16 protein-coding genes and 1 tRNA gene are annotated in these 15,964 nt (G+C 55.3%); 12 read left to right on the top strand and 5 right to left on the bottom strand.

The window, feature by feature from the left end; genetic code table 11:
* The first annotated feature begins 37 nt into the window (after positions 1–37).
* From RZ517_RS14860 to RZ517_RS14840, 5 genes are read left to right on the top strand one after another with little or no spacing between them, the layout of a single operon-like run.
* The gene (locus RZ517_RS14860; RefSeq protein WP_338548946.1) at positions 38–3,004 is read left to right on the top strand and encodes a type I restriction endonuclease subunit R; all 2,967 of its coding nucleotides are present in this window, start codon (positions 38–40) and stop codon (positions 3,002–3,004) included.
* Entirely contained in the window at positions 3,001–4,239 is a 1,239-nt protein-coding gene (locus RZ517_RS14855) for a restriction endonuclease subunit S (protein ID WP_338548945.1), read from the top strand. The genes RZ517_RS14860 and RZ517_RS14855 overlap by 4 nt, the downstream gene beginning before the upstream one ends.
* Positions 4,236–5,321, top strand: a complete 1,086-nt coding sequence (locus tag RZ517_RS14850) for an AAA family ATPase (protein WP_338548944.1) — start codon at positions 4,236–4,238, stop codon at positions 5,319–5,321. The genes RZ517_RS14855 and RZ517_RS14850 overlap by 4 nt, the downstream gene beginning before the upstream one ends.
* Positions 5,318–6,601, top strand: coding sequence for a type I restriction-modification system subunit M (locus tag RZ517_RS14845; RefSeq protein ID WP_338548943.1), 1,284 nt, complete (start codon positions 5,318–5,320; stop codon positions 6,599–6,601). Before RZ517_RS14850 ends, RZ517_RS14845 begins: the two co-directional genes overlap by 4 nt.
* Complete coding sequence (locus RZ517_RS14840) at positions 6,573–6,932, top strand: N-6 DNA methylase (protein ID WP_338548942.1); 360 nt, start codon at positions 6,573–6,575, stop codon at positions 6,930–6,932. The genes RZ517_RS14845 and RZ517_RS14840 overlap by 29 nt, the downstream gene beginning before the upstream one ends.
* 85 nt (positions 6,933–7,017) lie before the next feature.
* Here RZ517_RS14840 and RZ517_RS14835 read toward each other — a convergent pair whose 3' ends face one another.
* Together RZ517_RS14835 and RZ517_RS14830 are read right to left on the bottom strand one after the other, a co-directional pair.
* The gene (locus RZ517_RS14835; protein ID WP_338548941.1) at positions 7,018–7,194 is read right to left on the bottom strand and encodes a helix-turn-helix transcriptional regulator; all 177 of its coding nucleotides are present in this window, start codon (positions 7,192–7,194) and stop codon (positions 7,018–7,020) included.
* A gap of 786 nt (positions 7,195–7,980) precedes the next feature.
* Complete coding sequence (locus RZ517_RS14830) at positions 7,981–8,982, bottom strand: zinc ABC transporter substrate-binding protein (protein WP_338548940.1); 1,002 nt, start codon at positions 8,980–8,982, stop codon at positions 7,981–7,983.
* A gap of 56 nt (positions 8,983–9,038) precedes the next feature.
* Between RZ517_RS14830 and RZ517_RS14825 the strand changes: the two genes are divergently transcribed.
* From RZ517_RS14825 to RZ517_RS18410, 4 genes are all read left to right on the top strand, one after another.
* Entirely contained in the window at positions 9,039–9,557 is a 519-nt protein-coding gene (locus RZ517_RS14825) for a transcriptional repressor (RefSeq protein ID WP_338548939.1), read from the top strand.
* A complete protein-coding gene (locus tag RZ517_RS14820) occupies positions 9,554–10,285 on the top strand; it encodes a metal ABC transporter ATP-binding protein (RefSeq protein ID WP_338548938.1) in 732 nt (243 codons plus the stop codon). Before RZ517_RS14825 ends, RZ517_RS14820 begins: the two co-directional genes overlap by 4 nt.
* A complete protein-coding gene (locus tag RZ517_RS14815; protein WP_338548937.1) occupies positions 10,285–11,076 on the top strand; it encodes a metal ABC transporter permease in 792 nt (263 codons plus the stop codon). Before RZ517_RS14820 ends, RZ517_RS14815 begins: the two co-directional genes overlap by 1 nt.
* Before the next feature lie 141 nt (positions 11,077–11,217).
* Positions 11,218–11,454 carry a TauD/TfdA dioxygenase family protein gene (locus RZ517_RS18410; RefSeq protein ID WP_422395546.1) on the top strand — a complete coding sequence of 79 codons (237 nt, stop codon included), beginning with the start codon at positions 11,218–11,220 and terminating at the stop codon, positions 11,452–11,454.
* A gap of 173 nt (positions 11,455–11,627) precedes the next feature.
* Here the strand turns inward: RZ517_RS18410 and RZ517_RS14810 are convergent.
* Positions 11,628–11,704, bottom strand: a tRNA-Arg gene (locus RZ517_RS14810).
* Between the two features lie 41 nt (positions 11,705–11,745).
* Positions 11,746–12,516 carry a tRNA pseudouridine(38-40) synthase TruA gene (gene truA, locus RZ517_RS14805; protein ID WP_338548936.1) on the bottom strand — a complete coding sequence of 257 codons (771 nt, stop codon included), beginning with the start codon at positions 12,514–12,516 and terminating at the stop codon, positions 11,746–11,748.
* 150 nt (positions 12,517–12,666) lie between these two features.
* Here truA and RZ517_RS14800 point away from each other — a divergent pair, with 150 nt between their 5' ends.
* The 3 genes from RZ517_RS14800 to RZ517_RS14790 are packed head-to-tail and all read left to right on the top strand — an operon-like array spanning position 12,667 to position 15,496.
* Entirely contained in the window at positions 12,667–14,094 is a 1,428-nt protein-coding gene (locus RZ517_RS14800; protein ID WP_338548935.1) for a YcjX family protein, read from the top strand.
* A complete protein-coding gene (locus RZ517_RS14795) occupies positions 14,091–14,501 on the top strand; it encodes a GNAT family N-acetyltransferase (RefSeq protein WP_338548934.1) in 411 nt (136 codons plus the stop codon). Before RZ517_RS14800 ends, RZ517_RS14795 begins: the two co-directional genes overlap by 4 nt.
* On the top strand, positions 14,498–15,496 hold the full coding sequence (locus RZ517_RS14790; protein WP_338548933.1) for a YcjF family protein: 999 nt from the start codon (positions 14,498–14,500) through the stop codon (positions 15,494–15,496). Before RZ517_RS14795 ends, RZ517_RS14790 begins: the two co-directional genes overlap by 4 nt.
* Here the strand turns inward: RZ517_RS14790 and RZ517_RS14785 are convergent.
* Entirely contained in the window at positions 15,493–15,927 is a 435-nt protein-coding gene (locus RZ517_RS14785; RefSeq protein ID WP_338548932.1) for a group III truncated hemoglobin, read from the bottom strand. The genes RZ517_RS14790 and RZ517_RS14785 overlap by 4 nt on opposite strands.
* Between the last annotated feature and the right edge of the window lie 37 nt (positions 15,928–15,964).

The raw sequence follows: 15,964 nt of genomic DNA, 5'->3' as shown, positions 1-15,964 counted from the left end.
GACGCACCTTTAAAAGTTGAGCCGAGGCGGTGATCTAATGAACGAAAACGAGATTGAGTTGGATTTGCTCCATAAATTGCAGGAGCTCAAGTACGAGTATAGGGGCGAAATCCGTGACCTGGACGCACTGAAAAGCAATTTTCGTGGCCATTTTGAGAAACTCAATCGGGTTAAGCTGACGGATAATGAGTTTGGGCGGCTCCTGGAGGAGATTGTTACGCCCGACGTCTTCGCAGCCGCGCGAATGTTACGAGAGAAAAACACTCTGGAGCGCGAAGACGGCACGCCCTTGGATTACACTTTGGTCAATACCAAGGACTGGTGCAAAAACCACTTTGAGGTTATCAACCAGCTCCGAATAAACACCGAGAACAGCCATCATCGGTATGACGCGATCCTTTTGATCAACGGCGTTCCAGTGGTGCAAATTGAATTGAAAACTCTTACGATAAGTCCGCGTCGTGCGATGCAGCAGATCGTCGATTACAAGAACGATCCAGGGAACGGCTACGGCAAGACTTTACTGTGCTTTTTACAGCTTTTTGTCGTCAGCAACCGAAATGACACTTGGTATTTTGCGAACAACAACGGTCGCCACTTCAGCTTCGACGCGGATGAGCGGTTTTTGCCGCTTTATCAATATGCCAGCGAAGACAATAGGAAGATCACGCACCTCGATCAATTTGCCTCGAAATTTCTGTCGAAATGTACTCTGGGGCAGATGATCAGCCGTTACATGGTGTTGGTCGCGAGTGAGCAAAAGCTTCTAATGATGCGCCCGTACCAAATCTACGCGGTTAAGGCGATTGTCGATTGCATCCTGCAGAACTGCGGAAACGGGTACATCTGGCATACAACTGGCAGCGGCAAGACCCTGACGTCGTTCAAGGCCTCGACGCTTCTGAAGGACAATCCCGATATTGAGAAGTGCCTGTTCGTAGTGGACCGAAAAGACCTCGACCGGCAAACCCGGGAAGAGTTCAATCGCTTCCAAGAAGGCTGCGTTGAGGAAAACACCAACACAGAGACTCTTGTCCGTCGGCTGCTCTCCGACGACATCGCAGACAAAGTGATCGTTACAACGATCCAGAAGCTGGGCCTGGCTCTGGATGGCACGAACAAGAAGAACTACAAAGAGCGTCTCGCACCGCTGAGCAATAAGCGCGTTGTGTTCATTTTCGATGAGTGCCATCGCTCTCAATTCGGCGAAAATCATCGCGCGATCAAAGAGTTCTTTCCCAATGCTCAACTCTTTGGTTTCACCGGGACGCCGATTTTCGAGCAGAACGCATCGTATCAGCAGATTGATGGCGAGCAGGCCTCGTATGTCACGACCGAAGATATTTTTCAGCAGCAACTGCACGCCTACACGATCACACACGCCATTGAAGATCGGAACGTCCTTCGCTTCCACGTGGACTACTTCAAACCTGATGGGAAAGGAGCGAAGGCAGCCGGTGACACTGTGCAAAAGCGCAAGGTCGTGGAAGCGATCCTTGAAAAGCACGACGCAGTAACGGCAAACCGCCGCTTCAATGCGGTGCTGGCGACGGCGTCGATCAATGACGCCATAGAGTACAATGGATTGTTCAAGACCATCCAAGCGGAACGCCTAGCCACTGATCCCGACTTCGTGCCGCTGAACGTCGCCGCAGTGTTCTCGCCTCCTGCCGAGGGCAGCAAGGACGTCAAGCAGCTGCAAGAAGACTTGCCTCAGGAAAAGGCGGATAACGCAGTCGAGCCGAACAAGAAGAAGGACGCGTTGAAAGGCATCATCGCGGATTACAACGATCAATTCGGGGCCAATCACAACATCAATGAATTCGACCTGTATTATCAGGACGTTCAGAAGCGGATCAAAGACCAGCAGTTCCCGAACCAGGACCTTCCCCACAAGCATAAGATCGACATCACCATCGTCGTCGATATGCTGCTCACGGGTTTTGACTCAAAGTACCTGAACACCCTTTACGTCGATAAGAACCTTAAAAATCACGGGTTGATCCAGGCGTTTTCGCGAACCAATCGCGTGCTGAACGATACAAAGCCCTACGGCAACATCCTCGACTTTCGTCAGCAACAAGCTGCGGTCAATGATGCGATCACGCTTTTTTCTGGCGAATCCAGCAAGCCACCCAAGGAAATCTGGCTGGCCGACACTGCGCCGGTTGCCATCGACAAGCTGAAGACAGCGGTGAAGACCCTCGATGACTTCATGCAGTCGCAGGGCATGACCTGCGCACCGGAGGAGGTTGCAAATCTCAAAGGCGATGCGGCGCGGAGCCAGTTCATCAACCTCTTCAAAGAGGTCCAGCGGCTAAACACCCAGATCGACCAATATACCGACCTGTCGCCTGAGGACAAAGCCACAATTGACGAGGTCATGCCCAAGGAACAGCTTCAAGGCTTCCGAGGTGTCTATCTGGACACTGCGCAGCGACTAAAGGGGCAGCAGGATAAAGGGCCGGACAAGACTCCAGCGGATGTTGATCAGCTCGATTTCGAGTTCGTGCTCTTCGCCTCGGCGGTGATCGACTATGACTACATCATGGGTCTGATCGCTGACTATTCGCAGCAGCAGCCGGGCAAGCAGAAGATGACACGCGCGCAGCTGATCGGGTTGATCCAGTCAGATGCCAAGTTCCTCAATGATCGCGAGGAGATCGCCGCATACATCGACTCGCTGGTCGTGGGCGAGGGGCTGAACGAGAAGGCGATCCGCGAAGGTTTCGAGCAATTCAGGGCCGCGAAGAACGCTAAGGCGCTGTCTGACATCGCGGAAAAGCACGAGATGGATGTCGCGGCCTTGCAAGCGTTTGTTGATGCCATTCTGCGGCGGATGATCTTTGACGGTGAAGCGTTGAGCGAACTTCTGGCCCCGCTTGATCTCGGCTGGAAAGCGCGGACAACGAAAGAGCTGGCATTGATGGAGGAACTGATCCCGCTGTTACAGAAGCGTGCCAACGGGCGCGAAATCGCCGGTCTGGGAGCATATGAACAATGAGCGAACGTGAAAACACAACCGCTCGGGCCGAAAAACTCATCCGCTCGCCACGGCATTTCCCAGGCTTCAACGGCAAATGGGACCGCAAAGAGCTTCGCCCGTACTTAGTTCAGCATTCGGAGCGGGTTCCTGCTGACACCGATTTGAGGATCTACAGCTCCTCGCGCGAAGGGCTTTTACCGCAAGATGAGTATTATGGCGGGCACAACCGGTTGAACGAGGGAGAGTATGGCGTCGTTCCAGACGGTTACTTTGTCTACCGCCATATGAGCGATGACACGACGTTCAAATTCAATATCAACAACACTGGGCAGCCGGTCGCAGTCAGCAAGGAGTATCCTGTTTTCAAGACGGACGGCGTAGACCCGATCTTCCTCAGATACCTCTTGAACGAAAGCCGTCCATTCAAGCAGTTTGCCGCAGGACAACGCAAGGGTGGCACGCGTACGCGGCTATATTTTAAGGCGCTATGTTCCTGGCGCGCCCCGTTGCCGGGTCGGTTTGAACAAGAGCGGATCGCTGAATGCCTGGCCTCGGTTGATGCCCTGATCGAAGCAGAGATCGAAAAGCTCGACGCGCTCAAGGACCACAAGCAAGGGCTGATGCAGCAGCTTTTTCCTGCCGAGGGGGAAAGCCTGCCGACGCTTCGGTTCCCAGAGTTTTCGGGGCACGGGCTTTGGAGTGAAACAACTCTTGAGGCGGTGATAGACTTGATTTCGGGTTTGCACCTGTCGCCCGCTGACTATTCAGAATCTGGTGCCGTGCCATATTTTACAGGGCCTTCAGACTTCACGCATAATGTTGAGCAGGTGACCAAGTGGACCGACAATACAGCAAACGTGGCTAATGCTGGTGATATCTTAGTCACCGTAAAGGGCAGTGGCGTCGGTGAACTCTGGGACCTTGCATTGCGTGAGGTTTCTCTGGGTCGACAGCTGATGGCGGTTCGTACTCACGCATGTGAAACGCCGTTTCTCTTCCAGTTCTTGCAAAATCGGCGATCTGAATTTGTAGCCATGGCGTCCGGCAATCTGATTCCGGGTTTGTCGCGGAGTGATATTCTGGGCATGAAACTGTATCTGCCTCAGCCTGAAGAGCAGAAGGCTATCTCAAGATGCCTTTCATCCGTAGCTTTATTGATATCGTCACAGGGAAGCATTGTTGACGGCCTGAAAAAGCACAAGCAGGGCCTTCTTCAACAGCTCTTTCCCGTCCTCGATGAGGTGGACGGATGACCAACAAGCCCAAGCTCTACGAGTATAAATCCATCAACAAGCTCGTCACCCGAATTCGGGACGATCTGAACGATCACGGCTTTGTCCTGCTCTTTGCCTATAACGGGACCGGCAAGACGCGGCTGTCGATGGCCTTCAAGGATGTTGCCAAGAAAAAGGGCGAGCGCGACACGCTCTACTTCAACGCCTTTACCGAAGACCTGTTTGTCTGGCACAACGATCTGGACGGCGACGAAAACCGCTATCTGAACATCAACAGCGCTTCTGCCTTCTTCGAGGATTTCCAGTCGCTTGATTTGGAAGAGCGGATTTTCAGCTTCCTCGAACGCTATGCCAGCTTCAACTTTCGGATTGACTATGAAAACTGGCGCGTGATCTTCTACCGCGATGCGACCGAGAACATCAAAGTCTCGCGCGGTGAGCAGAACATCTTCATTTGGTGCGTCTTCCTGGCGATCTGCCAGCTCGTCCTCGACAACCACGAGGCATACAAGTGGGTGAAGCACATCTATGTCGATGACCCGATCTCATCCCTCGACGATAACAACGCGATTGCTGTCGCCAGCGACCTGGCCAAACTGCTGAAATCCGGGAAGGACCGGGCGAAAGCGGTGGTCTCGACCCATCACAGCCTCTTCTTCAACGTCATGTGGAACGAGATGAAGAAGGTCAAGCACAAGGCCTACTTCTATCACCGGCCCCAGGGTGTTGAGCTGCACACCCTGCGCGGCACCGATGAGACCCCGTTTTTTCACCATGTCGCCATGTTGAGCGAATTGCAGATGGCTGTCGAAAGCGATCAACTCTACACGCACCATTTCAACATGATGCGCAGCATCCTTGAGAAAACGGCCACCTTCTTTGGGTACAAGGATTTCTCGGCCTGCATCCACGGGATCGACGACGAAGCCCTTTACGCCCGCGCGCTGAACCTGCTGAGCCACGGCAAGTACTCGATCTACGAGCCGCGCGAAATGGTAGGAGACAACAAAGACCTGTTCAAAGACATCTTCAAGGCTTTCCTCGAACGATATCGCTTCGAGCTGCCGGAGATCATAAAGCAGAAAGAGCCAACGCAATGACCGACCAAGAACAACAAGAACTGGGCAAGACGCTCTGGAACATTGCCAACACCCTTCGGGGAGCGATGAATGCGGATGATTTCCGCGATTATATGCTGTCATTCCTCTTCTTGCGGTATCTGTCCGATAACTACGAAGCTGCGGCAAAGCGGGAGCTTGGCCGCGACTATCCTGAGCTGGACAAAGATGATCGCCGCACGCCTCTGGCCGTCTGGTACGAACAAAACGAAGGCGACGTGGATGCCTTCGAGGCGCAGATGCGCCGCAAGACCCACTACGTGATCAAGCCAGAGCATCTTTGGGCCAGCATCGCCGAAATGGCGCGGGTGGGGCACAATGATCTGCTAAGCACGCTGAAGGCGGGCTTTAAGTTCATCGAGAACGAGTCATTCTCCAGCACCTTCGACGGGCTGTTTTCCGAAATCAATCTGGACTCGGAAAAGCTGGGCAAGGGATACACCGCGCGCAACACCAAGCTGTGCAGTATCATCAAGGAAATCGCAAAGGGCCTTGTGGGGTTCTCGACTGACAATGATACGTTGGGCGATGCTTATGAGTACCTGATCGGTGAGTTTGCAGCCGGGTCGGGCAAGAAGGCAGGCGAGTTTTATACGCCGCAGCAGGTCTCCAGAATCCTGTCAGAGATCGTCGCGCTGGATAGTCAGGACCCCACGCTGGGAAAAAAAGGCCAAATCGACAGCGTGTTAGATTTTGCGTGTGGTTCCGGGTCGCTATTGTTGAACGTGCGGAACCAGCTTGGGTCGCGCGGTATCGGCAAGATTTACGGCCAGGAACGCAACATCACGACTTACAACTTGGCCCGGATGAACATGCTTCTGCATGGGGTCAAGGATACCGAGTTCGAAATTTTCCACGGCGACACGCTTACCAATGACTGGGACATGCTCAGGGAGGCAAACCCTGCCAAGATGCCACGCTTCGATGCAGTAGTTGCGAACCCGCCCTTCAGCTATCGCTGGGACCCATCGGAAGCCCTTGGTGAGGATGCACGGTTCAAGAACTATGGCCTAGCCCCGAAATCTGCCGCCGACTTCGCGTTTCTCCTACATGGCTTTCACTACCTAAAAGATGAAGGTACCATGGCGATCATTCTGCCGCATGGTGTGCTGTTCAGAGGCGGAGCCGAGGAGCGGATCAGAACCAAGCTCCTGAAGGACGGTCATATTGACACCGTCATCGGATTGCCTTCAGAATCTGTTCTTCTCGACAGGTATCCCCGTTTGCATTCTGGTGTTGAAGAAATGCAAGAAATTCGATGACGTGTTGTTCATCAATGCCACGGGGCCGGACCGCTTCAAGAAGGACAAGCGCCAGAACAAACTGGAGCCTAAGCACATCCGAGACATCGTCGAAACGTATCAGTTACGGAAGGAAGAAGATCGCTATTCTCGGCGCGTTCAAATGAATGAGATTGAAGACAAAGGCTTCAATCTCAACATCGCTAGATATGTCAGCACAGCTGAAGCCGAGAAAGAAGTCGACCTTGCTCAAACTAATCTACGGCTGAAGGGGTTGGAGGAAAAAATCTCCAAGGCGAAAACGGAACATAATGGGTTTCTTCAGGACCTAGGCCTTCCAAAGTTACCCTGATGACGACGGCGCAAGCTCAAAATGTCGGGTGGCCAGGTTGTGCACACCCGACCACCCTGTGCTCCCAAAGGAGCATCGTTTGGGCCTAACGTGCGGCCAGTTTTTTCTGGAGCCATTCATGCACTTCGCTTTCAAGCCATCCGACCCGGTTCGAGCCGAGTTGTATTCGCTTTGGAAACTTCCCGGCTTTCTCCAGTCTTGCGATGTGTTGAGGCGAGTAAAGAACAAGCTCCTTCAATTGGCGTTTCGATAGTATCCGCATCACGAACTCTCCATGATTGAAGAGCATCGCGATGCCCTAGGGTTACGAAAACCTAGGCGAACGGCAGCGTACACGAAGTTGCGCGAGCCACCAAATCCGCTAAAATCGCCGAAGAGATTCCTCATTCAGGAATCGTACCAGAGAAGAGATTTTTCTTTGGGGGTAACACTGGGGGTAACGAAGTAAATCGAATTTAGAATAATTTTTTGATATCAATATATTGTAGTAGAAATATGAAGACGCCCCCGGCACCAAAAAAATACTTTAAAGACAATGAATTATCGGAAATCTGTTGGACAGGCGTACGTGCGAATTCCCATAAGCCGCTGAAATTAAGGGGCTTTCGATGCCAAGTTTGGGCATCTAATGGGCATAGCTTGGTCTCGAGGTTTGGATGAACTTGAGATGAATTGAGGTGGGATTTAGCTAGCTGAACGCGTTGCCATGATTAGTTTCTTCAATGATGAAAAAAGCGAATTTTCAGTGGGTTTAACAACCGTCCGCTTAAGTGTCTTAGGCTCATAAACGCACAACCTTCTTGTGTTTGACGCACCAGCCTTCCATACGCAACAGACCCGTGATTTTGCGATACCAGTACCGGCTGTAGTGCTTAACCAACCGGATCATCGCCAGGTGGTCACAACATTCAGACCACCAAGCAGACGCATATTCATCGCGCACAACAAATTCAGAGCATATTCATCCAAAGACCGCTTCCGCGCCATCCTTCCAACTTCCCGTGATACGCAAACAGAGGCACAGTTTTACGGGGCTAAGACAATGGCGCTACAGGCATTCCGCCAGGGTCTTAGCCATGTTGAGAAGGAGTTGCGGATAGAGCGCTTTACCCGGTTCAAGCATTGCGCCAAGCGGGTCGATGACCCCGGTATTGGCGTCTGTCCCGTCGAGCACCGCCGCTACCAGACCCGCGTTGAATTGTGGTTCTGCCAGAACACAATCGACACCTTCCTCACGAATACGTCCCTGCATTTCGGCGATCCGGGCCGGGCTGGGATCAGATGCGTCACTGATGGAGATAGCACCTGATGCCGGGAAATCGAAATCACTTTCGAAATACTGGTACGCGTCGTGGAAGACGATAAAGCTGCCGCCACGGGCAGGTTCAAGCGTTGCCTTGATTTCAGCTGAAAGCGCCTCCATCTCGGTACGGGCTGCCGACGCGTTGGCGAAATAGGACCCTGCATTACCCGGATCTACCGCCGATAGCTGTGCCGCAATCACGTTCAGCCAGGTGCTGGCATTCTCCGGCGACAGCCAAGCATGGGGGTCATGCTCGCCGTGATCATGGCCTGCATGGTCGTCATGCGCATGTTCTTCGTGATCGTGGTCGTGATCCTTGTCGGACGCATGCTCTTCGTGATCATCATCTTTTGCGTGTTCTTCGTGATCGTCGTGGTCATGTGCTTCAAACAATGCCCCTTCCCGGAAGTCCAGCAGCTTGACCCCGTCCGCCTCAAGAAGTGTCGTGACTGAAGCATTTGTCGCCAATGTGTCAATGGCGCCTTCCATCCAGGGCGTGAGGTCTTTGCCCATCCAAAGCACAAGATCAGCGGCCTGCAAAGCAGCGGCTTCAGATGGTCGCAGGCTGTATTCATGAGGAGAGGCACCCGGCTGTACGATCAAGTCTGGCTCGCCCACACCGTCCATCACCCGTGCAACAAGGGAATGGACCGGCGCGATGTCCACCGCGACCTTTGGCACATCAGCGAGTGCTGTACCTCCCGACAAAATTGCGGTAGCGGACAGCGATAGAAGTGATCTGGACATTGAGGCCTCTACGTGATTTTATAACATTACTCGTCTCATACTGCATACCAATGGACATGACAAGCAACGACCACGCCATAAATTACGATGCCAAGTCGCCAGTTGGCTTTGAAAAGCACAATCACGCGCAATGTGTCAGTCACGCGCTGAAAGCGGCTGAAGCCCGGTGCTCGAACGAAGGTCTTCGCTTGACGCCGGTTCGGAGAAAGGTTTTGGAGTTGCTCCTTCAAGAGCACCGCGCATTGGGCGCATATGCAATCCTCGATTTGCTACGCGAAGCGGGCTTTGGTTCTCAGCCCCCGGTCGCCTACCGCGCGCTGGATTTCCTGACCGAACATGGTTTTGCCCACAAAATCGAACGCCTGAACGCCTTTGTCGCCTGTGCCAGTCCAGGCGTGAATCACTCACCCGCGTTTATGATCTGCCGTCTGTGCGATGCCGTAGCCGAGGCGCAGTCCGCACCTTCCAATGGCACATTGGGCGAGGCCGCACGCGCGACTGGTTTCCAAATTGAAAAAACAGTGGTAGAGGCTGAGGGCGTGTGCCCGGCTTGCTCAAAACAGGCAGAGTCGTGAGCCTTGTTTCCGTAAAAAACCTGAGCGTCGCCTATGGTGCCCATATTGTGGTGCGCAATGTATCGCTGTCTCTGGATGCCGGGGAGATCGTCACCATTGTTGGCCCGAACGGCTCGGGCAAAACGAGCCTGTTTCGTGCTATTATTGGCGCAACGCCCTCGGCAAACGGCAGTATCAACATGAAGCCGGGGCTCAAGATCGGATATGTGCCCCAACGCATCCACATCGACCGGACACTGCCGATTACCGTCGGACGGTTCATGCGGCTGACGGATCGCGTTGACATTGCAACCTGCGAGGGAGCATTGGAGGCCGCTGGAGTGCCCGATCTCTTGAAACGGCAGATGTCCCAGCTCTCTGGCGGACAGTTCCAGCGCGTTTTGCTCGCGCGCGCTCTTTTGAATCGCCCGGATGTTCTGTTGCTGGATGAAGCGACCCAGGGGCTTGACCAGCCGGGCTCAGCCGCATTCTACCTGCAGATCGAAGCGGTGCGTAATGAAACCGGGTGCGCGGTTTTGATGATAAGCCACGATCTGCACGTCGTGATGAGTGCATCGGACCGGGTAGTCTGCCTCAATGGCCACGTCTGCTGCGAAGGAGCGCCTGCGGTGGTTGCTTCGGCTCCCCAGTACCGCGCGCTCTTTGGCGCGGGAACAGGCGGTGCGCTGGCTCTTTACCGGCATGACCACGATCATGATCATGACCACCAACACGAGGCCGCAGAGTAGTGCTAGACGACTTCATGACCCGCGCCACTCTTGCCGGAATCGGAGTGGCTTTTGCAGCCGCTCCCTTGGGGTGTTTTGTGGTTTGGCGCCGCATGGCCTATTTTGGAGACGCCACAGCGCATGCCGCCATTCTCGGCGTTGCCCTGTCCCTGGCGCTCGAAATGTCTATCTTTCCGGGGACGCTGGCCGTGGCGCTGATCATGGCGCTGACGGTCACGCTGATGGCCGGACGTGGATACGCAATGGACACCCTCTTGGGGGTGCTGGCCCATTCTGCGTTGGCCTTTGGCCTTGTCGCCGTATCTTTTTTGCCAGGAATTCGTATCGATCTGATGGCGTATCTGTTTGGTGACATCCTCGCGGTCTCGAGCATGGACCTAGCGGTGATATGGGGTGGGGCGGCCTTGGTGGTCGCGCTGATGTTATGGCGCTGGTCGGCACTGTTGACGTCGACACTCAACGAGGACTTGGCATATGCCAGTGGCATAAATCCGAAACATGAGCAGATGACACTTACACTCTCGCTTGCGATTACGGTAGCAGTCGCAATCAAAGTTGTCGGCGTTTTGCTGATTGCGGCGATGCTGATCATCCCGGCTGCGGCAGCAAGGGGTTTGGCTCGGACCCCAGAAGCTATGGCCGCGGTTGCAGCCGCAATTGGAGGTCTGTCAGCGTTTGTCGGCTTGCGGGCCGCTTACATTTTTGACACACCCGCCGGCCCGTCCATAGTTTGCGTTGCGGCAATTCTGTTCGCCGCGGTCAACGCTCTCGGATGGCTCAGCCAGAAATAGCAAGGTTACGTGGCCTGCGTGTATTGCGCGCCAAAGAAACGAAAGCTCCAAGCGCATTGTTTCGCCCTTGGAAGATGATCCCCAAGTCATCCTTGTGTTGAAGGAAGCAAACCAACAGAATACCGGAGTATTCGGAGGGCGGTGGCACACGGATTTCAGTTTTCTGGGGAAGAAAGCGCACCAATCTTAGACGCAATCTATAAAAGCTGCACGCGCCCGGACTTGTCATGCCGCCTTAAACGGCAAACAGGCGACGTTGCGGTGTGGGACAACCGGATGACGTTGGATTTTGCCACAAACGACTATGATGGCGTGCGCCGTTTGCTGTATCGCACGGTGTTTAGCGGAAGCCGTCGCAGTAGAAGGCCAAGGGGATGACCATGTTCTCAGAGTTAAGCTTACCAATTCATGTCAGAGAATTTCGTGACCGAGTCTTTGAGCTTCGTGCAACCTTGGGGAGACACCAAAGAAAATCTGCGCTCACAGGCTTATCCTGTACTTGCCCAGAGTCGAAATCTTGCAACTCGGTCCGTTTAAGGCATTGATAAAACTGGCGATCCCGGAAGGACTCGAACCCTCAGCCTGCTGATTAGAAGTCAGCTGCTCTATCCAGTTGAGCTACGGGACCGCTGGCCTTGGTTTAGCGGCGTCACGTGCCAAGATCAAAGGCTAATCAGCAAACGGGTCATCAGGATATGTCACACCGACCAGGTAAAGCCCGTGCGGTGGGCAAACGGGGCCGCAGGCGGCGCGATCATGCGCCTCAAGTGCGGATTTGACATCTTCTGGAGACCATGATCCGCGCCCCACGCGTTCCAGTGTGCCGACAATGCTGCGCACCTGATTGTGCAGAAAGGATCGCGCGCGCAGGTGGAAGTGGATTTCCGGACCGCTTAGGCCGTCAATCCGGTCAATCTTGATTTCATCTAGTGTTTTGACCGGGCTTTTGGCCTGGCAAATGCTGGAGCGAAACGTGGTAAAATCGTGGTTGCCGATGAGGTGGGCCGCACCTTGGCGCATGGCGTCTACATCGAGATCATAGGCCACTTGCCACACCAGCCCGGCATCATGCGTGACTGGTGCACGTCGCATCAAAAGCCGAAAAAGATAGCGCCGCTCGACAGCTGAAAAGCGGGCGTGCCAGTCTTCGTCCGCTTGCGCGCAATCCACGATGGCCACTGGGTTGGGCTTGAGATGGTGGTTGAGCGCCTCGGACAATCGAAACGGATCCCAAGCCTTGGTCAGATCACACTGTGCCACCTGTCCAAGCCCGTGCACGCCTGCATCGGTGCGCCCGGCTGCGGCAATGGCGTGAGACCCTGGTTGAAGCTTGGACAGCGCCTCTTCGATGGCCCCTTGCACGGAAGGTTGGTCGGCTTGCCTTTGCCAGCCGGCAAAAGGTGCGCCGTTGTATTCGACTTTGAGGGCGTATCGTGGCATGGCGGGCTTGTAGCCTGCTGTCTGTGTGCTGCACAATCCCTCTCTATGCGCTCTGTCTGGCCGATATACTTTTGCGCGAAAATTCCCCCCTGACTTCCCTCTGGCAAGCCGAGCGGGGCAGGCCTATCTTGAATGCAAAGGGGGCAGTCTTTGGTCATTTCCACATTAGCAGACAGGCTTACACGCGGCTTGGACAGTGTGTCGGATACGGTGTCGAGCGTGTTTCGAGAGCCGGTCCTTCGCCTTGGTGTCACGGGGTTAAGCCGGGCGGGCAAGACCGTGTTCATCACGTCTCTGGTGGCCAACTTAATGGATCGCGGACGTATGCCGGGACTTTTGGCTGCGGCCGATGGGCGGATCACCGCAGCATTCTTGCAGCCGCAGCCGAACGACACGCTGCCGCGCTTTGACTATGAGACGCATCTCGGGGCTCTAACCGCTGAGTATCCGCACTGGCCGGAAAGCACGCGGGCGATCTCGGAGTTGCGATTGTCGTTGCGTGTTCGGCCTTCGGGATTGTTGGGTGGGCTACAGGGGCCGCGCACCGTGCACATTGATATTGTTGATTATCCCGGGGAATGGCTCTTGGATTTGGGGCTGCTGGGTAAAAGTTTTGCGGAGTGGTCTCAGGACACTTTGACCCGCATCGAATCCCGACCTGAGGCGGCGGAGTATCTCGAATTGATGCGTGCGCAGGATGCCTCGGCACCGCTTGACGAGCCTGCGGCGCAAGCTTTGGCGCAGCGATACACTGACTATCTGGCTCAGGCTCGCGCCGCGGGGTTGTCGGATTGCACACCCGGACGGTTTCTTCTGCCGGGTGATCTGGCGGGGTCGCCTGTACTGACTTTTGCACCCTTGCCGCCGCTGTCAAAACCCGCGCGCAAATCGCTTTGGCGCGAGTTCGAGCGAAGATTTGAAGCTTATAAATCCCGAGTTGTGAAACCCTTCTTTCGCGATCACTTTGCGCGGATTGACCGCCAAGTTGTGCTTGTTGATGTTTTGGGTGCCGTGCATTCCGGCCCGCAAGCGGTTGAGGATATGCGCCTGGCGATGCGCGATATACTGTCTGCATTCCGGCCTGGCACAAACGCGTTTCTGAGCCGAATTTTCAGAGGACGTCGGGTGGAAAAGATCCTGTTTGCGGCAACTAAGGCAGACCACCTGCATCACACGCAACATGCGCAGCTGACTGCGCTGACCGAAGCGCTTTTGCGCGATGCGCGCGATCGGGCCGCGTTTGCCGGGGCGGAGACATCGGCCCTGGCGTTGGCGTCCATCCGGGCCACGACAGAAGAGACGCGCACGCATGAGCGTGAAACGCTGAATTGCGTTCGCGGCACGCTTCTGACGCAGGACGGTCAGCGTGGAAAGCAAGCCGCATTCTACCCTGGAGCTTTGCCGGATGATCCCGGCAAGATCCTGAACCCGGCGCGCGACGGAGCAAACCAGTGGCTTGAGGCGGACTATGAGGTGATGAATTTCGCGCCCTCTCTCTCGACCCTTAAGCCAGGTGAAGGCCCACCGCATATCCGGTTGGATCGCGCGGCGCAATTTTTGTTTGGAGACCAGTTATGAACCCTCGTGTTGCGCGTGTTTGGCATGTGCCCGCCCTCGTGCGCATTCTGCGGGCTCATCATGGGGCGGATGGTGTTTCGGATTTTTGGGTGATACTCAAGGTGACGGCGCGCGGCTGGGTGCGGTTGATTGCTGACTGCGATGGACCAGCTGGGTTTGTTATGCGCAATAATGAGCGGCTGCATGCGCTCTACGTTCATCCCCGTGCGCAGGGCCTGGGTATTGGCCAGGCCTTGTTGCAGGATGCGCAGAAAGCGGTTGGCGCGATAGATCTCTGGGTGCATCAAAACAATGAACGCGCGCGCCGGTTTTACACGCGGCATGGCTTTGCGGAAAAGAACCGGACTGGACCAGGGCGGCGTGATATTCTTATGGTCTGGCCCCCCGAGCGCAGGAGCATGGCATGAGCAGAGGTCCGGTTCTCATTGATCTGGAGGATGAGGTACACACGCCCAGCCCGACCGAAGCCGCCCCGGTCCCGGATGTGGCACCAGAGATCGCACCCGAGGGGCGCGCTATGCAAACCATGGCGAACTTAGCGGCGCGGCGTCCATCTCGCCTGACGCGGCTATTCTGGGGGTTGCTGTTTGCGCTGTTTGGGGCTGTTGTATCTATTTCGGCCTGGGCCTTCGTTACCGGGCTTGTCGCGCAAAACCCGGTGTTGGGATACGCCGTCACGGCCTTGATCATTGCCTTTGTGTTGGTCTGTTTTGTGCTAATTCTACGAGAGCTTGCCGCCTTTTCGCGATTGTCTCGTATAGACCGGTTGCATCGCCGCACTGAGGCCGCGCTGGCCGCGTCTGATTTGGGTGAAGCGCGAGGGGTTCTGCGCGACCTTGAGCGGTTTTATGCAGGGCGTGAAGATGTGCGCTGGGGGCAGGATCGGGTGGCGTCCTTACAGGCGGATCAGCTTGATGCTGCTGGGCTTTTGGCGCTGGCTGAGACGGAAATCTTGGGTCCCCTCGATCTGGTTGCCGCACGCGAAGTCGAGGCGGCGGCACGGCAAGTGGCGACTGTCACGGCCATTGTGCCCTTGGCCTTCGCGGATGTGATAGCAGCACTCACGGCGAACCTCCGGATGATCCGGCGCATTGCAGAGATTTATGGTGGACGCTCGGGCACATTGGGCAGTTGGCGATTGGCGCGGGCCGTGATGAGCCATCTGGTGGCCACGGGCGCTGTGGCTATCGGCGATGACATGATTGGCTCCATTGCCGGGGGCGGGGTTTTGTCCAAACTGTCACGTCGCTTTGGTGAGGGGATTGTAAACGGCGCGCTGACAGCGCGTGTGGGCGTCGCCGCGATGGAAGTGTGCCGCCCAATGCCGTTTGTTGCGCTCAAGCGACCCAGCGTGACGCGGCTGGTTCAAAGAGCCCTTACAGGTCTTTTCAGTAAAAGCTAAGCTTTTGAAGAAAAACCTGTTTTGCCAAGGTTTGGTACGCCGTCTTTGAGCGTGTTTCGTTCAACCACGCCTGCGCGCAAGGTCTGGCCAATACGGTGAGCCAGCGCTGACCATGCGGCAGCCTGATCCGGTGCAAGCTCGGTCCTGAGTACACCGTCAAACAGATCCAGCCAGGTTGAGAACATGCCCGGTTGCACATTACCAGCCTTCACATGCGCCGCCAGTGCGTTGCCCTCATAGCCCCTTTCATGGAGGATCGTTCCAGCCCAGAAATCGGATACTTTGGCCTCATGGGCATCCCAATCCTCAACGTGTTTGGCAAAGACAGGGCCTAGGCCCGGATGCGCGCGGCAGGCTTCATAAAAAGCCCCCACGACGCGTTCTATCTCAGCGCGTGTGATGTCAAAGCGAGGGGGTAGGGCGTTGCTCATGTTGTGAAGTGTGACGTTGGTGCGGAGGATTTGCAAA

It is taken from the genome of Roseovarius sp. S88 (assembly GCF_037023735.1).
GTDB lineage: Bacteria > Pseudomonadota > Alphaproteobacteria > Rhodobacterales > Rhodobacteraceae > Roseovarius > Roseovarius phycicola.
This window is presented reverse-complemented; position numbering and strand designations above follow the sequence as displayed.